Source organism: Melioribacteraceae bacterium (assembly GCA_035362835.1).
Taxonomy (GTDB): Bacteria; Bacteroidota; Ignavibacteria; order Ignavibacteriales; family Melioribacteraceae; genus DSXH01.
On the sequence record DAOSDY010000007.1, the window covers coordinates 23,812 to 44,850 of the forward strand.

Annotated in this window: 22 protein-coding genes; 15 read left to right on the top strand and 7 right to left on the bottom strand. The window is 35.7% G+C overall.

Going from position 1 to position 21,039, the window contains the following annotated elements; translation table 11 throughout:
• Nucleotides 1-4: 4 nt before the first annotated feature.
• The 15 genes from PLZ15_15150 to PLZ15_15220 all read left to right on the top strand — a co-directional run bounded on the left by PLZ15_15150 (nt 5) and on the right by PLZ15_15220 (nt 14,885).
• Nucleotides 5-1,135: an ABC transporter permease gene (locus PLZ15_15150; protein ID HOI31081.1), complete on the top strand. Its 1,131-nt coding sequence runs from the start codon at nt 5-7 to the stop codon at nt 1,133-1,135.
• Nucleotides 1,136-1,150: 15 nt separating this feature from the next.
• A complete protein-coding gene (locus PLZ15_15155) occupies nt 1,151-1,843 on the top strand; it encodes a class I SAM-dependent methyltransferase (protein HOI31082.1) in 693 nt (230 codons plus the stop codon).
• A gap of 76 nt (nt 1,844-1,919) precedes the next feature.
• A complete protein-coding gene (locus PLZ15_15160; GenBank protein ID HOI31083.1) occupies nt 1,920-3,338 on the top strand; it encodes a DUF3943 domain-containing protein in 1,419 nt (472 codons plus the stop codon).
• Between the two features lie 420 nt (nt 3,339-3,758).
• Nucleotides 3,759-4,169 (top strand): hypothetical protein, encoded by a 411-nt coding sequence (locus PLZ15_15165; protein ID HOI31084.1) that lies wholly within the window; start codon nt 3,759-3,761, stop codon nt 4,167-4,169.
• Nucleotides 4,166-5,290, top strand: coding sequence for a BamA/TamA family outer membrane protein (locus PLZ15_15170; GenBank protein HOI31085.1), 1,125 nt, complete (start codon nt 4,166-4,168; stop codon nt 5,288-5,290). Before PLZ15_15165 ends, PLZ15_15170 begins: the two co-directional genes overlap by 4 nt.
• 7 nt (nt 5,291-5,297) lie before the next feature.
• Nucleotides 5,298-6,071: an NDP-sugar synthase gene (locus PLZ15_15175; GenBank protein HOI31086.1), complete on the top strand. Its 774-nt coding sequence runs from the start codon at nt 5,298-5,300 to the stop codon at nt 6,069-6,071.
• A 5-nt stretch (nt 6,072-6,076) separates the two neighbouring features.
• On the top strand, nt 6,077-6,832 hold the full coding sequence (locus PLZ15_15180) for an ABC transporter permease (protein ID HOI31087.1): 756 nt from the start codon (nt 6,077-6,079) through the stop codon (nt 6,830-6,832).
• On the top strand, nt 6,817-7,611 hold the full coding sequence (locus tag PLZ15_15185; protein HOI31088.1) for an ATP-binding cassette domain-containing protein: 795 nt from the start codon (nt 6,817-6,819) through the stop codon (nt 7,609-7,611). The genes PLZ15_15180 and PLZ15_15185 overlap by 16 nt, the downstream gene beginning before the upstream one ends.
• A 22-nt stretch (nt 7,612-7,633) precedes the next feature.
• Nucleotides 7,634-8,566, top strand: coding sequence for an MlaD family protein (locus PLZ15_15190; GenBank protein HOI31089.1), 933 nt, complete (start codon nt 7,634-7,636; stop codon nt 8,564-8,566).
• A gap of 23 nt (nt 8,567-8,589) precedes the next feature.
• Complete coding sequence (locus PLZ15_15195; protein ID HOI31090.1) at nt 8,590-9,453, top strand: hypothetical protein; 864 nt, start codon at nt 8,590-8,592, stop codon at nt 9,451-9,453.
• Between the two features lie 5 nt (nt 9,454-9,458).
• Nucleotides 9,459-10,409: a CDP-alcohol phosphatidyltransferase family protein gene (locus tag PLZ15_15200; GenBank protein ID HOI31091.1), complete on the top strand. Its 951-nt coding sequence runs from the start codon at nt 9,459-9,461 to the stop codon at nt 10,407-10,409.
• Between the two features lie 9 nt (nt 10,410-10,418).
• The gene (locus tag PLZ15_15205; GenBank protein ID HOI31092.1) at nt 10,419-11,432 is read left to right on the top strand and encodes a lysylphosphatidylglycerol synthase transmembrane domain-containing protein; all 1,014 of its coding nucleotides are present in this window, start codon (nt 10,419-10,421) and stop codon (nt 11,430-11,432) included.
• Nucleotides 11,429-12,139 (top strand): HAD family hydrolase, encoded by a 711-nt coding sequence (locus PLZ15_15210; protein HOI31093.1) that lies wholly within the window; start codon nt 11,429-11,431, stop codon nt 12,137-12,139. Before PLZ15_15205 ends, PLZ15_15210 begins: the two co-directional genes overlap by 4 nt.
• Before the next feature lie 22 nt (nt 12,140-12,161).
• The gene (locus PLZ15_15215) at nt 12,162-13,499 is read left to right on the top strand and encodes an inositol-3-phosphate synthase (protein HOI31094.1); all 1,338 of its coding nucleotides are present in this window, start codon (nt 12,162-12,164) and stop codon (nt 13,497-13,499) included.
• A gap of 57 nt (nt 13,500-13,556) precedes the next feature.
• Nucleotides 13,557-14,885, top strand: coding sequence for a BamA/TamA family outer membrane protein (locus tag PLZ15_15220; GenBank protein HOI31095.1), 1,329 nt, complete (start codon nt 13,557-13,559; stop codon nt 14,883-14,885).
• A 59-nt stretch (nt 14,886-14,944) separates the two neighbouring features.
• Here PLZ15_15220 and PLZ15_15225 read toward each other — a convergent pair whose 3' ends face one another.
• The 7 genes from PLZ15_15225 to PLZ15_15255 all read right to left on the bottom strand — a co-directional run bounded on the left by PLZ15_15225 (nt 14,945) and on the right by PLZ15_15255 (nt 20,624).
• Nucleotides 14,945-16,570 (bottom strand): cbb3-type cytochrome c oxidase subunit I, encoded by a 1,626-nt coding sequence (locus PLZ15_15225; GenBank protein ID HOI31096.1) that lies wholly within the window; start codon nt 16,568-16,570, stop codon nt 14,945-14,947.
• A gap of 42 nt (nt 16,571-16,612) precedes the next feature.
• Nucleotides 16,613-17,161, bottom strand: a complete 549-nt coding sequence (locus PLZ15_15230) for a hypothetical protein (protein ID HOI31097.1) — start codon at nt 17,159-17,161, stop codon at nt 16,613-16,615.
• A gap of 381 nt (nt 17,162-17,542) precedes the next feature.
• Nucleotides 17,543-17,986, bottom strand: coding sequence for a hypothetical protein (locus tag PLZ15_15235; GenBank protein HOI31098.1), 444 nt, complete (start codon nt 17,984-17,986; stop codon nt 17,543-17,545).
• An 83-nt stretch (nt 17,987-18,069) separates the two neighbouring features.
• Nucleotides 18,070-18,684 carry a DUF6448 family protein gene (locus PLZ15_15240; GenBank protein ID HOI31099.1) on the bottom strand — a complete coding sequence of 205 codons (615 nt, stop codon included), beginning with the start codon at nt 18,682-18,684 and terminating at the stop codon, nt 18,070-18,072.
• A 109-nt stretch (nt 18,685-18,793) separates the two neighbouring features.
• A complete protein-coding gene (locus PLZ15_15245) occupies nt 18,794-19,489 on the bottom strand; it encodes a Crp/Fnr family transcriptional regulator (protein ID HOI31100.1) in 696 nt (231 codons plus the stop codon).
• A gap of 175 nt (nt 19,490-19,664) precedes the next feature.
• Complete coding sequence (locus tag PLZ15_15250) at nt 19,665-19,976, bottom strand: hypothetical protein (GenBank protein ID HOI31101.1); 312 nt, start codon at nt 19,974-19,976, stop codon at nt 19,665-19,667.
• Between the two features lie 351 nt (nt 19,977-20,327).
• Entirely contained in the window at nt 20,328-20,624 is a 297-nt protein-coding gene (locus PLZ15_15255) for a hypothetical protein (protein HOI31102.1), read from the bottom strand.
• Between the last annotated feature and the right edge of the window lie 415 nt (nt 20,625-21,039).

Here is a 21,039-nt window from a genome sequence, read left to right on the forward strand (position 1 = left end):
CAACATGAAGACGATTATTCAATTTATAATAAAAGAACTGCTTCAGGTAAAGCGGGATAAGAAAATGCTAGTAGTAATATTTATGGCTCCGATACTTCAGCTGATCTTTTTAGGATATGCAGCCAACATGGATGTTAACGTTGTACACACTACTATATATGATCTAGACAGGACCGCCACAAGCCGTGATTTTATCCAGCGATTTGAACAGTCCGGTTATTTTATGATTGATCATTATGTTGAAAGTTATGACGAAGTTACTGAGCTGCTAGAAAATGGTAAGACATTAGTAGTGATTGTAATTCCAAAGGACTTTGAGAAGAAAATAAGCAGACGAGAGACAGCTCCACTTCAGACAATCTTCGAGGGATCGGACGGGAACAAGGCATCGATAGCGTTAGGATACATTCAAGGAATTGCAACAAAATACTCGCAACACATCGCTTCTGAAGCAAAAGATAAATACGGTATGAAGGTTTCATTAAACGGTTCGATTTCTCCCGAAGTACGCGTATGGTACAATCCTGAAATGAAGACACGAAATTATATGGTACCCGGGATACTTGGATTGATATTGATGATATCAACAATATCATTAATGTCGATGGCGATAGTTCGCGAAAGAGAAATTGGTACATTGGAACAATTAATAGTAACACCCCTCAAACCCTCACAACTCCTACTTGGAAAACTGATTCCCTTCACATTGATTGGTTTTGTTGTGCTCATAATTGTAATGGTAATAATGACACAATGGTTTGGGATAGTAGTGCGAGGAAGTAAGATTTATTTATTATTTACGGCACTACTGTTTGTTTTGTCTAATCTAGGGATCGGATTATTTATTTCGACAGTATCGAAGACACAACAGCAAGCAATGATGGCATCGGTATTCGCCCTCATGATGCCAATGATTTACCTTTCGGGATTTGCCTTCCCTATTGAAAACATGCCCTCTGTTGTTCAATATATTACCTACTTAATCCCGCTAAGGTATTTCATAACTATTCTGCGCGGAATAGTTTTGAAGGGAATTGGTTTTTCGTCATTGTGGTTAGAGACGGTAATTCTATTTGGCATGGGTATAGTATTATTAATATTCAGCTCATTAAGATTCAGTAAAAGAATTGAGTAGAAAGGAAGAAAAAGGATGATGAAGGAGATAAAATTCGATAAAAATCAAGCAGCAAAATATGAGGGTTATGCAGAAAAAGCTGTATTCGGCTATAATCAATTATACCAGATGACATTAGGGTTATTAATGGATGAGAGAAGTATTAATGCAAAAGTTTTAGTAGTTGGAAGCGGCACTGGCAAGGAGATAATAACTTTTGGGAATTATATGCCTTTTATAGAAATGACAGGCATTGATCCTTCAGAAGAAATGATAAAAATATCCCGAAAAAAGATTGAAGAAAAAGGATTAGTAAATAAAATAAACTTATATAAGGGCACAGTTGAGGATTTGCCTCCTGACGAAAGATACAATATAGCGACTGTGATTTTTGTATTAAGGTTTGTAGAGGGTGAAGGCGAGAAAATGGAGCTTTTGAAAAGAATAAACGAGCGATTAAAACCAGGCGGAAGGATTGTAATAATAGATCAATTTGAGCAATCACAAAGTCAGCAGTTTAACCTATTACGAAATGGCTGGAATAATTTTCTATTAATGAACGGAGTTTCCGTAAATGCAGCAGGAATGATAATTGAAAAAGCATTGGCAAAAAGAAGTTTAATAACAGAGAATAAGTTTAAAAAACTATTAGCAGAGACGGGATATCACAACATTGTGAGATTCTACTCTGCATTTCTGCATACAGGTTTTATAGCAGAAAAAATATAAAGTAGATGTGAAAAAGATTCATAAACATAGAATTAGAAAAAGTTTAGTAAATGAAAGATAATACGAAGGACATTTTATGATAAAGAAAGAAAAAGCGCTGATAGTTGCAATATTAATAGTAATGCAATTAGCAGGATTAATAAGAATTGAGGCACAGACCTGGAGTATAGAAACACTGCCGGCTGGATTATCGAAATATACTCTGGAAGAGATAGAAGACACATTGCAAGGGATAAAACAAAATGAAAAGAATTACTGGCTACCAGGAGCAGAGGTTGTGGGACTAAATCTGGGGATATGGGCATTCAACCGATATATTACGACAGAAGGCTGGTCAGCAATCAGCTGGGAATCAATAAAAAATAATTTTAAAAATGGATTTGAATGGGATGCAGACGGCTACTTAATGAATCAATTCTGGCATCCATATCATGGAGCGAACTATTACAGTATTGCAAGGGCGAACGGATTAGAATTCTGGGAATCTGCACCATATGCATTTGGGGGCAGCCTGATGTGGGAATATTTTATGGAGATTGAGCCCCCATCATATAATGACATTGTAAATACGCCTGTAACAGGAATTTTACTTGGAGAAATATCTTTCAGAGTTTCAGAATTAATAGTAGATGAGAGCACAACTGGATTCGAGCGATTTATTAGGGAATTTTCTGCAACATTGATCAATCCGATGAATGGAATACACAGATTACTGCGAGGTGATATGTGGAAGGATGGGTTAGGAAGCGAGAAATCACAATATAATTTAACAATATCAAGCGGGATACATAATGTATTTTTAAGTAAAAATATAAATAACAGTAAAACATACATGACTATTAGAGGCGATTTAGAATATGGGAATCAATTAGATATTCGGAATCATAAAAAACCCTTTGACTATTTCAAGGTACACTCGGAGGTAAATTTTATAAAGGGAGATAATATAGTTGGAATATTTGCAAGCGGAGTTCTGACAGATAATAAACTCGATTTATTCGATGGCACCAGAAACATAATCGGTATATATAAAGAAGTAGATATTCATATAAATACAGTTTATAAATTGTCAGCAACAAGTGTAACAGGACAAATAATAAATACAGTACCTCTAACGGGTGGGATTATGATGCAAAATTATTTAGGGATATCGGCAATATTAATGGGCGGAACAAATTCACAATATGCCAAAGAATATGGGAAAGATTACAATTTAGGGCCCGGTGCAAGCGGGAAAATAGGGATCAAGATATCGTTTAAAGATAATGCTGACATATATGCAAACTATAAAAGGTACTGGATACACACATTGAGCGGAGCGGACAGCGAAGAATTCGTTGGTTTACTAAATGCAGGAACAAGCTACAGAATATTTTCAAAGACATCGTTAGGATTAGATTTTTTGCTTTACGAAAGGTATGGAGAATACGACAATTTCCCGGATACCAGGGATTCGAATTCAGCAATCAGGTTTTATATAAAGCAATCAATATGAGTACAAAATGGGAGGAAGGAATAATCAAATGAGAACAGCAGCCGACAGAATTGCCGCAACAATTGCAATAATATTCAGCGTACTATCATTTATAGAAGGCATGCAAGTTGCATTGAAGATATCAATTCCAGACTACATTGTTTTTACGCCTTTATTGGTTTACAATATATTAATGAGTGTAGTCGGGGTCCTAGGAGGGATTCAGATATTCCGGCGAAACAAAAATGCAATCAGATATTCAGTGGTCATCACACTTTCCCATATCAGTACGCTGGCATCAATAAGTTTCCTATACTTATTTGATTCATATATATCAATGCATAGTCTTACTGCGATGATAATTCGATCGTCCATATGGTTAATCATAACTATTACCCTGCTAGTGAACTATAGAAATAATCACGAACAAAAGGAAAAGATATGATTGCAATAATATTTTTATTCTCATTTTTTTTAACAACCGGTGCTCATTTACCTGCGCAAGAAAAAATATCATTAACGGATGTTGAAAAAGTAAAAGACTATTTATTGTTAAATGAAAGTCAATACAACTCAATAATAAAAATTGTAAAAGAAATTGAACTGATATTGGCGGAAGACAATAAAATAATTAGTGAACTAAAGGAAAGAGTAAAGAATGATGATGAACCAGGCTTTTTTGAAAAGATAAAGGTAAAAAACGGGAGAGATGAAAGAAGATCTAGAATAAAGGATTTAATAAGGGTAGCTGAGGGTCAATTGAGCAGAGACCAAAAGGAAAAATTCAAAAGAATAAATAAACCCGAATTGAGAAGTCTCCGCAAAGAAGAGATCTTTGGTTCGGAGAAATGATGATTCAGCAAAGCGGTGAGATGATAAACAATAAAATTAGATATTTAATATTGATTGCAGGATTGATAATAATTACAGAAGAATCACACAGTCAATCAATAGAAGAGAGTATAAAGGTAAGTAAAGAAGGATTTTACCCTGTTCCGGTTTTATTTTATTTACCATCAACGGGGTATGCATTCGGAGCAGCATTTATATATTACAATACACCTGATTCAGCAAATCCCGATCGATTCCCGGACATAATTGGAGGATACGGGACATATTCAACTAAAGGACAAATTCAAGGGAGTTTAAGAGTAAACCGATTTTACGATGGTAATAAATATCGATTTGATTTTGAGGCATCATACTATCATACACCCGATATATTCTGGGGGATTGGTCCTGATCCAAGTACAAAAGTGAGCGAGAAAGTAACATATAATCAGACCAGACTAAAGCTAGATTTTCTTGGCTCTATTAAGGAAGACATATATGTTGGTCCATACTACTGGTTTGAAAAATTCACACTTTCAGAATATGATCCGAGAGGAGTAATAGCCGCAGGAAATCTGACAGGTTCATTAGGAATAACCACATCAGGATTAGGAATAGAAATAATACTTGATAAGCGCGATAGTTTATTTTTCCCAACGAAAGGGATATTTGCCGACATGAAAGGACTCTATTTCAACAAATTAATCGGGAGTGATGTAAATTTTTTACGATTTGATGTTGACATCCGATACTATATGGAAGTAGCAAAAGGAGAAGTAATAGCTTTAAATACGTTATTAAACAGCACAGCAGGCGAAGTGCCAATACAAATGTTACCGAAGTTAGGGAGCCATCAAATGATGCGCGGTTATCCAATGGGTAAATACCTTGATAAAAATTTATGGGCATTTCAGGCAGAATACAGAAGAGCATTATTCTGGAGAATAGGATTATCTCTATTTGCGGGTGTCGGACAAGTATTTCCAAAATATTCCGAATTCAGCATAAGTGATTTAAAGATTGCAGGAGGAGCCGGGCTAAGATATATGCTAGATAAAGACCAGCATTTAAATGTAAGGTTAGATATCGCTCAATCTCGTGAGGGGACATATGTTTATTTTACTATTCAAGAGGCTTTTTAGTTTAATAATGAAAAAATATTCGAAGAACAAACAATTAAAAGAAATGATACAGAAGAGTAAAAAAGCAAAATACGAAGTTGGAATAATTGCGGCAGGTGAAGGAGCAAGATTAAAGTCAGAAGGGATTAAAACTTCAAAGCCTATGGTGCCGATACTAGGTAAACCATTAATTAAAATAATAATAGATGCGGCAAGAAATAGTGGAGCTAACAAAATAAACTGTATAATCAATGAACAATCGAAAGATCTTGAATCATACATTAGAAATTATGATAAGGCGAACGACATAAATATATTAGTAAAGACCACAGAAAGTTCATTTCACAGTTTGAAAGAAATATCACAATACCTCTCCCCTCCTTTTCTGATAGCGACAGCAGATTCAATTTTCAAGGCGGATGAATTCAAACATTTTATAGAATTCGGATTGAATGAATCAGGGGCAGATGTGATAGTTGCGGCGACAGATTTTAAAGACGACGAAAGCCCTCTATACATAAATATTGATGAAGAAGGAAGAGTAACAGGATTTGATGATGCCGCTAATAATTTTTCTTATGTAACAGGCGGAATGTATCTCTTCAGAAAAAAAATAAATAAAGAAATTGAAGACGCTATGAGATCAAACATAAAAAGGTTACGAAATTTTTTGCGCTTTCTGGTCAAGAAGGAATTCTATTTCCAGATATTCCCATTCTCAAGGATTATTGATGTTGATCATAGAAGCGATATAACAAAAGCAGAAGAGTACCTGGGAATGGAACAGGGACAGGATACTTAAAGATTATGACTGCATTCAGGAATATGATATTAAGTTTTGGAGAATATTGGATAATAGTAAGTGATCTCATTTCGGGAATTAGGACAATAAGAGAAAACTGGGATGAAACAATGACCGAGATGTATTTATTAGGGACGAAGGCAATACCATTAGTTTTATTAGGAGGATTATTTACAGGAGTGATATTAGCGATAGAGACAGGACATCAATTAAAAATTTTTGGTGCCACATCGCTAATCAGCAGGACTGTATCACTCGGAATGGTGAGAGAATTGGGACCGGTAGTAACCGGGTTATTACTAGCGGCAAGAACTGGGGCAAAAAATTCATCCGAGATAGGAGCGATGAAGCTGAGTGATCAGATTGACGCATTAACTGCTTTTGGATTCAATCCGGTTCATAAATTAATATTACCAAGGACAGCTGCAGCAATAATAATGTTTTTACCGCTGACACTAATAGCGGACATTACTGGCATATTGGGAGGGATGTTAATAGCAAATCAGACCTTTCAGATAGAAACAGCCTTATTCTGGGACACAGCAATCAATGCATTAAAGGTGAGAGATTTGTTTGTTGGCTTTGCAAAACCTTTTTTCTTTGCTTTTTTCATATCGACAATAAGCTGTTACTTCGGCCTCAGGACCACAGGGGGAACGTCTGGACTCGGGAAAAACACAATAAATGCTGTGGTCTATTCTTCAATAGTAATACTAGTCATTGATTTCATATTTACAAAAATTGTATGGGAAGTATTATAGCAATGGTTGAACTAAAAAACATCTCACTTTCAATTAGGGATAAAGTAATTCTAAAAGATTTCTCTTTCAGGATAGAAAAGAATAAAACGACAGTAATAGTAGGACCGAGCGGAGCTGGGAAAAGTTCTATTTTAAGAATAATTGCCGGATTGTGGAGACCAGATTCCGGGGAGATAATATTTAACGGAGAAAATGTTTTTAGGATGACAGAAAAAGGATATAACGCGATGCGGAAGAAGATCGGGATTGTATTCCAAAGTAATGCATTATTCGATTCATTAACAGTAAATGAGAACATTCTATACTTTTTACCAGAGCGAAAAAGTTTAACAGATCGTGAATTACTAGGGATATCGGAGCGACTGCTGAGTTTTGTAAATATGGAAGGGACAGGATATTTGTATCCGGAAGAATTAAGCGGTGGTATGAAAAAACGGATAGCAATAGCCCGTGCACTCGCATTCAAACCAAAGCTAATACTTTTTGATGAGCCGACTACAGGCCTTGATCCCCTAAACTCTGAGGCGATTATAGAATTAATTGAAAAGCTTAAAAATAAGGGGACGACTTCTGTTGTAGTTTCGCATATACTGAACGATGTAATGGAGTTAGGAGAACAGATACTTTTTATAAACAACGGGAGGATAGTTGAAACAGGAACAATAGATAAAATAGTTACATCGGAGGACCCGCTGGTTAATAGATTTTTCTATCAACTAAATAGACACAACCAAATTATAGAACCAGGATATAAAAAGTACGAGCTGATAAATGCATAATATAAATTCTAGGAAGAATAATATGAAAGTTGGTTATACAATATTCTCCGGACTGGTAATTTTAATATTATTCACAATAATTGTCGGAACCGGTGAAAATTTTTTTTCAAAGACTTACAATCTTAACCTTGCCGTAAAAGAGACGGAAGGGTTGAAAAAAGGAGGGGCTGTATTACTAGGCGGATTAAAAATAGGAAACATAACGGATATAGAAATAGTACCTGAAGATAACAACAATAAAATTATACTTGAGTTATCAATCCTTCAGGAATACGCCGGCAAGATTACAGCAGGGTCGACAGCATCGATTGAAACATTAGGACTGCTTGGAGACAAGATGGTCAACATTTCGCTAGGAAAATATAATGAAGAGCCATTAAGAGAGGGGGATTTTCTTAAAGTAAAGGAGTCATTTTCACTTGAAACAGCCGGGACAGCAATTGGACCAATATTAAGTAAGCTAGACGGGATAGTTACGGATGTAAAAACGATAACCGGAAAAGTTTCAGCGGGAAACGGTACTATCGGCAAGTTATTAGTTGAAGATTCTGCAGTGGATAAGTTGGACAAGATAATTGAGGAGATTACAAGTATTGTTTCATCAATTAATTCATCAAAAGGTTTAATAGGCAAATTGATAAACGAGCCGGGATTATACCATGACCTTGCTTCAATAACATTGAATATAAAGACGATAACAGATTCACTAGCATCAGGCAAAGGCACAATAGGTAAACTTTTAAGAGATGATTTGTTATACAATGAAGTTAACAATATAACGAGCGGATTAAATAATATAATTAGAATAACCGAGAAGGACAGCACACTAATTGGGGGTTCGTTAAATGATAAAAATCTTTATATAAAACTTAACACATTAATTGATGAATTAAACTTTTTGGTAACCGATATAAGAGAGAATCCAACGCGTTACATAAATGTTTCAGTATTCTAATTTTCAAAGGGAAAAGAAATAAGATGGAATTACAAATCGCAGGAATAAAGAGGAGCCGTAATTATTCACCGAATCAAACTACGAATGACGCGCTAATATTCTTAAAGACAGCACAAGAACTTATTAAACTAGGCGCAAGTGTAAATATCTACGCCGAAGAAGATGTTAATATTGAAGAATTGAAAGGGGCTACAATATTCTCAATGGCAAGAGGAGAAGGTTCGATAGACAAATTGATGCGATTACAAGAGTCAGAAGTAATTGTGATAAATCCACCTCAATCAACATTAAACTGTTACAGAACGAATATGCATAAGATACTAGTAGAAAATGATATTCCATTTCCGAGTAGTATAGCAGTCAATACCAGTTCCAAAGAGCAATTCAGTATATCAGATTTGGGCGTGAAGAGAAAAATATGGGTAAAACGCGGGGACGTACATGCAATACACAGGGAAGACGTTACACCAGCTTACAGCGATGAAGAATTAAATTTTTTATTAAAAGAATATTCGAATCGCGGAATCCGCGAAGCACTCCTTCAAGAACATATTGAAGGAGACGTAATAAAATTTTATTCAGTTTCAGGGACAACATTTTTTCACTGGTATTATCAAAATGGCAACAATAGTTATAAGTTCAGCGAGGGCCGCCTTCGCGATCTCGCGACAGCTGCGGCTGATAAATTGGGAATAATAGTATACGGTGGCGATGCAATAATTAAGAGTGACGGGACGATAATTATAATAGATATGAATGACTGGCCAAGCTTTGCTCCAGTAAGAAATGAAGCAAGCAGAGTAATTGCCGAGACAGTATTTAACCACGCTATGGAACAGAGTTATGCAGTAGAGACAAGCATTACAGAGAAAAAATTACAGGGATAGTATCTATGACAGTTGCAAGCAAATTAGAAACGACATATAAATCCAAAGAGACCGAAGAGCTGATCGACATAATCTTTTACAGGCGATTTGGTTTTGTAATTGCAAAACTAGCATACCAATTTCGAATTACTCCAAACCAGATTACAATTTCGAGCATTTTCTTAGGAATGATAGCAGGACATCTTTTTTATTATAGTTCCCTGTTATTAAATATTGGTGGGATTATATTACTGATAATCGCAAACGCAATGGACAGTGCAGACGGGCAGCTTGCCCGAATGACAAACACCAAAAGCAGATACGGGAGAATTTTGGATGGTATGGGTGGCAATTTATGGTTTTTAAGCATTTATCTAAGCGTATATTTTCGACTAATTAACGAAGGTATCCAGCCATTATTTTTTCTGTTAATTCTTGTTGCAGGGATCAGTCATTCATTCCAATCAGCATATGCCGATTACTACCGCAATCATTTTCTATATTTTATTTACGGGAGAAGCAAGAGTGAAATAGACGATCTCCAGACATTGCAAGAAGAATACGAAAATTTTACATGGAAGAGCAATATTGTAAAAAAATTCTTAATGAGGGTTTATATAAACTACACGATACAACAGCAATTACTCTCAAGCAACTTAATTAACCTATACCGAACAATAGAAAATAACTATAAAGGAAATATTCCAGAGTACGTAAGTCAGCTTTACTATTTGAGAAACAAACCATTGGTAAAGTATTTCAACATACTTACTACCAACACCAGAATGATTGTACTGTTCGCAAGCATAATCATAGCCGAACCAATAATCTACTTCTTTTTCGAATTAACGTTACTGAATCTACTTTTTATTTACATGGTAGTCATACATGAATTGAACAGCCAAGCAATCCATTTGTTTGTAAAGAAGAATCTTTCAAAAGGAAGTCTGGACAAGAAAGAGCGCGTACTTAACTAATAAATGCAAATGGAAAAGAAAATAAAAATATTTTTTTTATTAGTGGGAACCACGATCCTAGTGTTATTGATAAACAATTACGGAATAGACAACGTAATCATCAATTTAGAAAAGACCGGGTGGTGGATAACAGTAATAATAGGGACCTGGCTGGGAGTTTATCTTCTTAATACAACGGCATTCATATTAATATTGAAAGCGATGAATAAAAGGATACCTTATAGGGAGGCATTATCAATTTCCTTAAGCGGATTTGCGATCAATTATATAACGCCGGGCATAAATCTTGGCGGCGAGCCATACAAGATATGGGCATTAAAGAGCAGGATAGGATTACATCCGTCAGTTACTTCTATTGTATTATACAGCATGATTCATTTCCTCTCATCGTTTATATTCTGGGTGATAGGTATAATAATTATTCCATTTACAATTCCAATGAATTCGGAATTGAAATATATATCAATGGTAATTTTAATAATCTCAATATCAGGAATAGCATTTTTTTTATCGAGGCACAAAAACGGGATTATACAATGGCTTCTACGCTTTATTAACAAGATTCCATTCTCACAAAAAATAGTAAGCAGATTAGGGATAAAAGAAGAAACGCCGAGAATTATAGACGAGCAGATAGCAGATCTTTACAATAATAAGAAAAAATACTTTTGGAGTTCGCTACTAATTGAAGTTGCCGCACGAATAGCTGCATCATTGGAGTTCGTATTCATATTGTGGTCAATCGGATTACAGATCACATTAACAGAAGCAGTGTTAATCAACGCATTTTCCTCATTAATGATAAATATACTTTTTTTCATGCCAATGACATTAGGAGTACGAGAAGGGAGTTTATTCTACATAATGGATCTGCTCAAATATTCACCCGGGGTAGGCATATATGTCGGATTAGTAAACAGGCTTAGAGAATTATTCTGGATAATAATTGGATTAGCAATTATACAATTAAGAAAGGATAAAACGGTTATAGAAAATAATTCGGGGTATATAGAGATATCATGACCAAAAAGATAACAGCGGTAATTTTTGATTATGGAGGCACAATAGATACGGGAGGGATTCACTGGGGAGAAAAATTCTGGGATGCGTATAAATATTTCAAAATACCAGTTATGCGCGAAGATTTTAGTAATGCGTATATATTTTCTGAGAAGAATGTGCAGAACATTATAAAACCGGTAAGCGGATTAAGAGAGACATACAGAGCCCAGTTGTTTTATCAGCTGAAATATTTTGAAAGGAACAACATTCTTTCAAGCGCTTACAATGCAATTATTGATGAATTAGTTGAATATTGTTATAGATCGGTATTGAGAAATACTAAAGAGAACAAGGTGATTCTTTCTAGATTAGAGAGAAATTACAGACTTGGAATTGTATCCAACTATTACGGAAATCTTCATTCGGTGTTAAACGAAATTAGAATAAAGAAATTCTTTTCAACAATTGTTGATTCAAAAACAGCAGGGGTACGCAAGCCGGATTCAAAAATATTCTCACTAGCAATTGAATCAATAAATTCGAGTCCAGACAGGTCTATAGTAGTAGGCGATTCCTATACAAATGATATTTCACCATCAAAACAAATCGGGTGCAGCACGATTTGGTTGAAAGTCAGAAGTTGGGATACCCCCATAAATACAAAAGATGCAGATATAATCATCAATTCATTCAGTCAAATAGAAGAATCGATAAATAAATTATTATAAAAAATAAGTAAGGAGAAATAGAATGGAAAATCGAATAATTGAGAAACCAAACGGCAATCTAGGAGTATTAATCGTTGGGTTAAACGGTGCTGTATCGACGACATTTTTAGCAGGAATACATGCAGTAAGGAAAGGTTTAGCGTTACCCATCGGTTCCTTAACTCAAATGGGAACAATACGTATCGGCCAAAGAACAGAGAATAATTTCCCATTGATTAAAGATTTTGTACCGCTAACGTTGATAGACGAACTGGTATTTGGCGGCTGGGATATACGGGATGAGAATTGCTTTGAGTCAGCACAATACGCAAAAGTGCTTAGCGAAAAAGATTTAAGCAATGTTTCGGATGAGCTAAAGAAAATAAAACCAATGCGAGGAGTATTCAATCCTGATTTCGTGAAAAGATTAGAAGGCAGTTATATAAAAACAGGTACAAATAAATACGACCTAATGATACAGCTAAGGGAGGATATAAGATTCTTTAAAGAGTATAACTCGCTGGAGAGAGTTGTGGTAATATGGTCCGGCAGCACAGAAACATTTATAGAACAGAAAGTGGTTCATACTTCAAAAGATAATTTTATAAATGGGATGATTAAGAACGATCCGGACATTTCGCCAAGCATGTTATATGCATTTGCATCAATTGCAGAGGGAGTTCCATACATAAACGGATCGCCTAATTTAAGCGTAGATATACCCGCAATAGTTGACTATGCCAATGAAATGAATGTACCGATAGCCGGAAAGGACTTTAAGACCGGACAAACATTAATAAAAACGGTAATAGCTCCAATGTTAAAAATGAGATTATTAGGATTACACGGATGGTTTTCAAATAATATACTAGGCAACCGAGATGGAGAGGTGCTGGATGATCCCGGATCATTCAAGACAAAAGAGGAGAGCAAGCTTTCGGTACTTGATTCAATATTGCAGCCAGAAATTTACAGTGATCTTTATTCGGATTTTTATCATAAAGTTAGAATCAATTATTATCCACCGAAAGGTGACAACAAAGAGGGATGGGATCACATCGATATATTCGGATGGCTTGGCTACCCTATGGAATTGAAAATAAACTTTCTATGCCGTGATTCGATACTGGCGGCTCCGATACTGCTAGATTTAATTTTGTTTACTGATTTAGCAAGCAGGAGCAATATGAAAGGGATACAGGAATGGCTTTCGGTCTTCTTCAAAAGTCCGATGAAAGCAATGAATACTATACCCGAGCATGATTTATTCATTCAAATGATGAAGTTAAAAAACACTTTAAGAAAGCTGATGAATGAAAGTCCTATTACTCATATTGAAATGGATGAAAAAGAGATAGGCAAATTAATATGCTATGAATAAGGGACAAATTACAGATAGAATAAACATGCGAGCAAGACCCAACGGAAATAGAATAGAATGAACTTTAAAATTCTAATAGCGGCCTATTTTTTTGCATCAATGGTAAATGCACAAATTGCAACCAAGTTGGAATCTGAGAATAAAACATCAAGTGATATGATAGCTGAGGAGTCAGGTGAAAATGCGCTAAAAATTTCATCACTCCCCTTCGCGTTATACAGTGAAATATTCGGATGGGCTGCCGGCGGTTTTGTAGGAATACAGGGTCTTTCTCAAAAGAATATGTCTCTTTATATGGGAGGATTAATCAGCACGAACGGGACAAAATACGGATTTATACAATTCAGAGAATTCTATTTACCATTTTATCCCAGGATATACATCGCGCCAGATATATTAGGGGGTTATTTTGGCGTATTAAATGTATATAAAGATCCGCCAAACTCCCCTGTTCCAGCGGATACAAAATTTAGAGCCGGAAGTAATGAATCCGACCAAAAAGACTATATAGAAGTAAGCGGATCAGATCAGTGGTATGAATTGAAATTCAGATTTCTGCTTCCGATAGGTCACGGTAGAGATAAAATTTATTTTGCACCAAAACTTAAAAACGGAATTCTGAAATCCGGAGAAATGGGTGGCACCAGCTGTAATCCGATAGAAAGCGGAAGGACATTTATAGATATCAAACCATTCTACAGGAAGCGAGTATCTTTTGCAACGAACGGAATTGAATTTGCAATAACCCGCGAGAATACTGATTATTATATTAATCCAACGAGAGGGAGTTACCAAAAACTTGCCATTCGAAGAGACTTCGGCTGGTTTGATTCAATGGCACCATGGAGTGTAATAGAAACCGATCTTAGATGGTATTTACCAATAAACGAATTACTTGGAAGTAAAAATTCTCTCCCTAAAGTATTAGCATTTAATTTTTGGACGGTTAACACACTTACCTGGGATAGTTACGATGTTGTTGGGATAGATCAATACGGAAATAACATTAAACGATACCATCGCCCACCGCCGTATACCGGAGCATATCTTGGAGGCAGATATCATTTGCGGGCATATTACGAAGGAAGATTTAACGACCGCGCAGCAATTTATTATGGTGCAGAATACAGACAGATATTTTTATTGAATCCATTCAATTCCTGGAAGTTATTAAGAAATCTAAATATTCACTGGATACAATTTGCCTTATATGGAGAAATAGGAAGAGTTGCACCTGAATGGGAGATTTCAACACTTCATAAAGATATGAAATGGAATGTGGGTGCAGGAATAAGGATATTTATGAACAATTTGATATTAAGATTAGATAATTCAATAGGCAAGGAAGGAATGTACATTCAAATGTTTGTAGATCACGCATTTTGAGACGTATAAAAAATTGCCCGGCAAGATACCGGGCAATAAATAATCATAATAAAAAAAAATTAATCCGTCTTAACAGGTAAGACATCAATAGTATCCAATTTAGCCGGCATAAAAATTCCAATAACACCTTTCAATCCCACACTCATAACGATATTGAAGAAGAAGGCAATGAAAGAAAAAAGTAATAAAGATCCAGACAGTGCGGCCAGAATCATATACCAAGAAAATTCACCATCAAAATAGAGAGTGCGCCGCAGCATTCCTTTTAAGCCAGCCATACCCATAAAAGCCCCCATTCCAATGCCGCCGATCAGATGAGTCCAAAAATGAAAAGTAGCAAGTTTTTGACTAAACAATTTTGCACCATTAGTTAAAATTGGAAATAGAAAATAGATAGCAGCATAAAGAGTCATAGTTAATCCCACCAATACAGCCACGTGAACATGTGGACCAACAATCCATTGCGTATTATGGAGGATTCTGTTCAGACCTATATCTGCTTGCATAATACCGGCAGGAACCGCAAGAGCGAAACCAAGCAGACCACCAAGTAAGAATTTTAACGGATTAGTCATTTGCAGAGGACGAGCACTCCACAAGGTAACAAGGGTAATAAAGAATGCAAGACCTTGGGTTATAAGTTCAAAAGCAGTAACCATTTCACCAGAAACAACTTTCAAGATTCCAGGTTGTGCCTGATCTGATAACAAATGGTGCGACCAGACAGTCCAGGAAACAACAAGTTCAACGAGCAAAGCAGCGCGAGCAATGTTTTCCATATAAAGTTTTTTACCAGTAATAAGCATAGCGAGAAGGTACCAGGTACCTGCAACAAAAATAAGAACCATTCCATCGGCAATTAAATCGAGACCCCACCAGAACCAGTTTTTGTATAGGAGCGCATCGATGGAAGAGTGTTTCAAATCAAGCCCGAATAAATAAGAGAGCATATAAATAAGAATCAGGACGCCAGTAAATAATATTATAGCGGCATTCAGCGCAGTATCGACAGTACCTCTAGCGATAGCAGCAACAGGCAAGGAGACCAGATGTTCTTTTTTCTTTTTTCTGAAGATATTTTTTATTCCGCTAATACCGAGAGCGGAACTTAACAGAGCTCCGGCGGGCTGATGATCCCAACCATTTGGGGTATAAGCAATAGTTTTAAAGATATTGACTACAAAAAAAGCTGTACCTACCATAACGAGTGCAATGCCAAGGATAAAGAATGAACCGCCGACGGGATTAAACTGAGTAAAATCTGCCGGTAAAGGCCAGTAGAGGGTATAGAGTGGTGCATACTCGCTAATGAAACCAGCAAACCAAAAAATAAAAGTACCGACTCCAATCAAAGCTGCTGTCCAATTTGCGAGTTTAATACTCCAAAGAGGTTTTTTCATTAAGAAAGGGACAAGAAATAAAAACGCACCAAAAACAATTGGATATGTAGACCCAAAGATTCCAACGAGCGGATGAGCTGTTAAAATAGCAAAGAACTGGTTTGTATCGACAGATGGTACAGGAGTGACCTCATGAATTCTCATAATCATACCTTCAATAACAGCGATACCATAAAAAATCAATCCTATTACCACAAACCGGAGTGTCATTTTCTGCATAGGCGTTAAGGAATCGGGTTTAAATAATTCCTGTTCGCCACTGATAAGGATTTTAATAAAGTTCATAGTGATTTCTCTCGTTTAGTTATAAAAAGTTATTCTTGATAGTTATTCCAGAACATGGACAGCATTTTTAACAATCATATCATTTCCTTTTGGACCAGAATACTCTGTAGATCGAATAGAATAGAGAGCAGGCGTATCGAATTTCCAAAGGATATCGTTTTGATGACCTGGAATAACCTGCATTTGAAAAACCATAGAATTATCGTTTCTAAACAAGCCAAATCCGTATGTTAAATCATTTGAAGAGACATTAAACAAAACAGTTTCACCGGTTTGAATGATTAATTTTTCTGATGGAAGGTAGAATTGATGATTTTCAACTCTGATATTAAAGACCTTATCAGGTTTGATACCATCTCTGTTTAAATCCATCGAAGCCCATGGAATGGTATTGTAAGTAATAATATGAAGGGAAACACCGATGACTAACAATAGCCCGACAAAAGAATAAAAGAGAGCCGGTTTAATAATTGAACTTTTCCCTGTTCTAGTTACCTTGAAGGTAAACCATCCCATTAAAATCATAATTACGAGAACATATAGCGTGTATGCTATAGTTTGTCCCGTCAGCACTACATTGGAATCAATCATAGTTTTACCCTTTTTTTAATAAAGAATTAGTTAATAAGTATAAGCATGTCGTATTTGAGCATAAAAGAATTTATTATTTAGAATATTTCTCATTTAGGTTTCTGAATACGTTTTACAAGAGCTAAATAATGGTTTATAAATTTCATGGTCTATTTCTGGGCGCGGGAAAAACCAGAATGATTGGCTTAATGTAATCATAATTACCGGACCAAATAGAATGATATGTGATTGAGCAGAAACCAAAACTGTAAGATGCAAATCATTATTATAAATACTCTTGAGAAACAAGTAAAGACCAGCCATTATTCCTATGACAAGGAATATTTTACTGGTCTTAACAAAATATATAACGGTTGAGAACACTAGTCCCCCGTCATAATACTACAGTTTTAATTTTAGAAATTCTCCGATCAAAATAGCAGCCGGATAAAGCACCTCTTCCTCGGTTTGAGCGTGAAGAATCAGTTTATTTGCAAAATCCACATATTCGAGTTTACTGTCACTCCAAGCAGCGGAGATCAAATCCTGGAGCGCATCTTTTATCAATTGATGTTCCTGTAATATAACGGGAAGCTCCGCTTTAAGTTTATCCGTCATTTCAAGAACGGGTTTCATGTCTTGAGTTATAATCCCATTAGATAGATCGATTAGAAGACCAAGAGGCGGGGCGGCAAATTCTTCTTCTTTAACAAAATGACTGTGAAGAATTTCTGCAACTCTATTAGCGGCAGGTCCAACTTTGCCGTTTTCTTTAGTTACTTTAAGTAAATGCATATGCAACTCTTCGTGTTCTATTTTAAGAGAATTGGGGATTGTAAATTCCATTTTATATTTCCTTCATTTATTATACATATTTAATTATTACTCCCGGCATCTTAAAGCATAGGGCAAAAAGTGCCGGGTAGAGATTAATGAGAATGAGAATCTATTCCGTTACCGTTGTGTGAATTACCGGAAGTTAGCTGATAGATTTTTTCTACATAGTGAACATATTCAACATAGGCTTTAACAAATTCTCTTCCAGCATTAACGTTGTTTGGGTCAAAATTTCTTTTTTTCAGAACTTCCATGTAAAGAGGATGCAAACCTTTGTGGACTTCGTCCTCCAGGAATTTGATAAGTTCTTTTGGCGAACCAGATGACAATGCATTATCGGCTGCCGGGATTGCAGGGCCAAGATCACGTCCAGCGGGTTTAATACCAGTATAAGGCGCACCTTCTCCAGCTCTATGAATACGGACTAAAGTTTCGAAAAAATACATGTCGGCAAATTCTTTTGCCTCGGGTGATAATTTACGTACCGCGAGAGTTTTGTTAAAGGCGGAGGTTATTTCCTCCTGATCGGCTTTTTGTACCCAAATGAGAACAAGATTGACATTTCCAGTTTCGAGGGCTTTCTTAGCGTCTTTAATTACCGGACCATCTAATCCATCGCAATGGGCTAATGATTGAGTTGAAGAAACAAGTAAGAGGCTGAAAACGACCGCAACAAAAGTTTTAGTTTTTGATGAAATGTGTAACATGGTAAATCTCCTTTTTTTTACATGTGAAATATCGAATCATCGGAGCAGATATCCTTTGACTTAAGTCGGATTTAGATATTTTTAGTAAAAGGTGCAAAAGGAGTTTAATTCACCTAGCAAGTGATCTTAGTTTTCTCAAATCAGTAATAAATATTGTTTTTCCGTCAACACGAATAACTTTTTCTTCGGAAAACTTCTTTAAGAGCCGGGATAGAGTATCCGGAATAGTACCGATATAAGAAGAGATATTTTTTTTTGACAGACTAATTTGGACAAAAGGTTCGGGCAAGTTTTCGTTTCCTGATTTTTTTATTTCATCGAGAAGATACCTGGCGAGTCTGTTAGAAACTTCTTTTGTAGAGAGCTCTTCAACTTTCTGGGTAAGACGCCTCATTTTTTTAGCAAATCCTGACAGCATATTAAAGCAGATAACCGGATTGTTCTTTATTACTACTTTGAAAGATTTTTCGGGAATGAATAACAAAGAGGAATGAGCTATCGCCTGTGAAGAGACCGGGAAGTTAGTGCCTTCGAAAAGAGGTACATCTCCAAATGATTCACCCGGCTTTATTATATGGAGAATTGATTCTTTCCCCTCAAATGAGAATTTAAATATTTTGACAGAGCCGGTAATTAAAATATAAAATCCTTTATATAATTCCCCTTCCTGAAAAATTATTTCATTCTTTTTGCAATTAATTAATTTAGAGATAGCTGCAACTTTGTCTAATTGCTGGTTGGTTAATTCAGAAAATAAGGGAAGATTCTTTAATAATTCGATTGATATTTTATTCTCGGCTAGCATAATATTTTTCATCCTATAATAATTTAGAGAATATTTTCTTATTTAGCATAAAAAATTATGAGACAAATGGAAGCACTTTATGCGAAGAGTTACTTCAGGATTTTGGCAGATATATTATGCACAAACCTGAGTTGCAACTCTAGTAATCGGGCAAAGCCTAACTGCACAGGAATTATTACGGATATAATGGCTGATATTCTACATGAATATGGGTTGTTTCGAGAATGACCTGGTAATCTTTAGTCAGCCGGCGGCGGATTTCGAGGAAGATTTCGTCAATCATTTTTTTATTAGGTATGTTTTTAATTCTTATATCGAATGCGAATCCGCAATAGTGAAGCGAGTGCTGCTGGGCATGCTTGCCGTCAGTCATAGAAGTTATAACGAAATCGACTTCAAAAGCTTTGTATACTTCTCCCGCAATTACTGCGGCAAGGATAATTTCGGGTTTGATTCCCATTGATTTTACACCTTGTTTTAATTCCATAATAAGTGCTCCTTTATTTTGTTCTACTTCTTTTCTTAACGTAAGAAAAGAAGCAAAAGAAACAGCACTGAAAAAGAATTGCTAAAACTTCACTTTGCTCAACTAAGAGAAAAAAACTCCCCCGCTTTTGATTAGAATTTATGGGATGCGGGGTCAGACAGATTTTCTCTTTTGTCCCGTAAATTATCGGGCCCAACGTTTCGCTTCGTTCAGTTTTTATACGCAATTCTTTTAAGGTGCGAACAGAATTATCAATAAAATCGTAAGACAGAATTTTTTTCTTATCGTTGTGCTCATTTATATTCTATTCGTCAAGAATTTGATGTCATTATGAGAAATTATTATTTATAACTAATTAAGGATTGAATCGAGATTGCCGTCAATTTCCCTGTAAGTGTAGCCGTTCTTTTCCATGACTTCTTTCAGATTGAATTTGATTTCGTATAAGAGCTTGAATCGTTTGTTTGTTATTTCTTCGAGTTTTTCGAGTCGTTTTTGGTGGTTGAAAATTGTCTGGTCTATCATTCTTCCCTGTGCGACAACGGCACCGATTGAGAATGCCAGGGAGAGGAAAGCCGAGATCAAAATAATCCAGAAATGAATTTTTTTGATGTTGAGTATAAGAATATCATTATCACCGTGTTTCATAAAGGTGCCTTTACTTTTTTCTTGATAAAAAAGTAACAAAAAATCAAGACTGCAAAAAAATCTGCTAAAATTTGATTCGCTGCATTGCGGAAATTGAACTCCTCCCCCGCTCTTTTTTGTAAATAGTTTATAGAAATCGGGATCGTCAAACAGCAATTTCCGCTTATCATTCCGCTCATCAAATTTTCTAACCGCCGAAAAGAATGCAGGCAGACGCGATTTTTTTGAGGTCGTATTTTATTAATTAAACTATATATGCGATAAGTCATATTCTTACGCCAAATTTTTGAGGTCAGTTAAATAAAATAGTTCTGATAATAATTCACTTCATTAATCTTTAATAAAGTTCTTTTAGTGCATTAAATAATTCACAGCTATTCGATTTTAAGAAAGACTTTAGGATCTGTGAGAGCAA

Bases quoted from the DNA above. Each gene is read 5' to 3' on its own strand.
- PLZ15_15150 (HOI31081.1), top strand. From the start codon at position 5: ATGAAGACGATTATTCAATTTATAATAAAAGAACTGCTTCAGGTAAAG.
- PLZ15_15155 (HOI31082.1), top strand. From the start codon at position 1,151: ATGATGAAGGAGATAAAATTCGATAAAAATCAAGCAGCAAAATATGAG.
- PLZ15_15160 (HOI31083.1), top strand. From the start codon at position 1,920: ATGATAAAGAAAGAAAAAGCGCTGATAGTTGCAATATTAATAGTAATG.
- PLZ15_15165 (HOI31084.1), top strand. From the start codon at position 3,759: ATGATTGCAATAATATTTTTATTCTCATTTTTTTTAACAACCGGTGCT.
- PLZ15_15170 (HOI31085.1), top strand. From the start codon at position 4,166: ATGATGATTCAGCAAAGCGGTGAGATGATAAACAATAAAATTAGATAT.
- PLZ15_15175 (HOI31086.1), top strand. From the start codon at position 5,298: ATGAAAAAATATTCGAAGAACAAACAATTAAAAGAAATGATACAGAAG.
- PLZ15_15180 (HOI31087.1), top strand. From the start codon at position 6,077: ATGACTGCATTCAGGAATATGATATTAAGTTTTGGAGAATATTGGATA.
- PLZ15_15185 (HOI31088.1), top strand. From the start codon at position 6,817: ATGGGAAGTATTATAGCAATGGTTGAACTAAAAAACATCTCACTTTCA.
- PLZ15_15190 (HOI31089.1), top strand. From the start codon at position 7,634: ATGAAAGTTGGTTATACAATATTCTCCGGACTGGTAATTTTAATATTA.
- PLZ15_15195 (HOI31090.1), top strand. From the start codon at position 8,590: ATGGAATTACAAATCGCAGGAATAAAGAGGAGCCGTAATTATTCACCG.
- PLZ15_15200 (HOI31091.1), top strand. From the start codon at position 9,459: ATGACAGTTGCAAGCAAATTAGAAACGACATATAAATCCAAAGAGACC.
- PLZ15_15205 (HOI31092.1), top strand. From the start codon at position 10,419: ATGGAAAAGAAAATAAAAATATTTTTTTTATTAGTGGGAACCACGATC.
- PLZ15_15210 (HOI31093.1), top strand. From the start codon at position 11,429: ATGACCAAAAAGATAACAGCGGTAATTTTTGATTATGGAGGCACAATA.
- PLZ15_15215 (HOI31094.1), top strand. From the start codon at position 12,162: ATGGAAAATCGAATAATTGAGAAACCAAACGGCAATCTAGGAGTATTA.
- PLZ15_15220 (HOI31095.1), top strand. From the start codon at position 13,557: ATGAACTTTAAAATTCTAATAGCGGCCTATTTTTTTGCATCAATGGTA.
- PLZ15_15225 (HOI31096.1), bottom strand. From the start codon at position 16,570: ATGAACTTTATTAAAATCCTTATCAGTGGCGAACAGGAATTATTTAAA.
- PLZ15_15230 (HOI31097.1), bottom strand. From the start codon at position 17,161: ATGATTGATTCCAATGTAGTGCTGACGGGACAAACTATAGCATACACG.
- PLZ15_15235 (HOI31098.1), bottom strand. From the start codon at position 17,986: ATGGAATTTACAATCCCCAATTCTCTTAAAATAGAACACGAAGAGTTG.
- PLZ15_15240 (HOI31099.1), bottom strand. From the start codon at position 18,684: ATGTTACACATTTCATCAAAAACTAAAACTTTTGTTGCGGTCGTTTTC.
- PLZ15_15245 (HOI31100.1), bottom strand. From the start codon at position 19,489: ATGCTAGCCGAGAATAAAATATCAATCGAATTATTAAAGAATCTTCCC.
- PLZ15_15250 (HOI31101.1), bottom strand. From the start codon at position 19,976: ATGGAATTAAAACAAGGTGTAAAATCAATGGGAATCAAACCCGAAATT.
- PLZ15_15255 (HOI31102.1), bottom strand. From the start codon at position 20,624: ATGAAACACGGTGATAATGATATTCTTATACTCAACATCAAAAAAATT.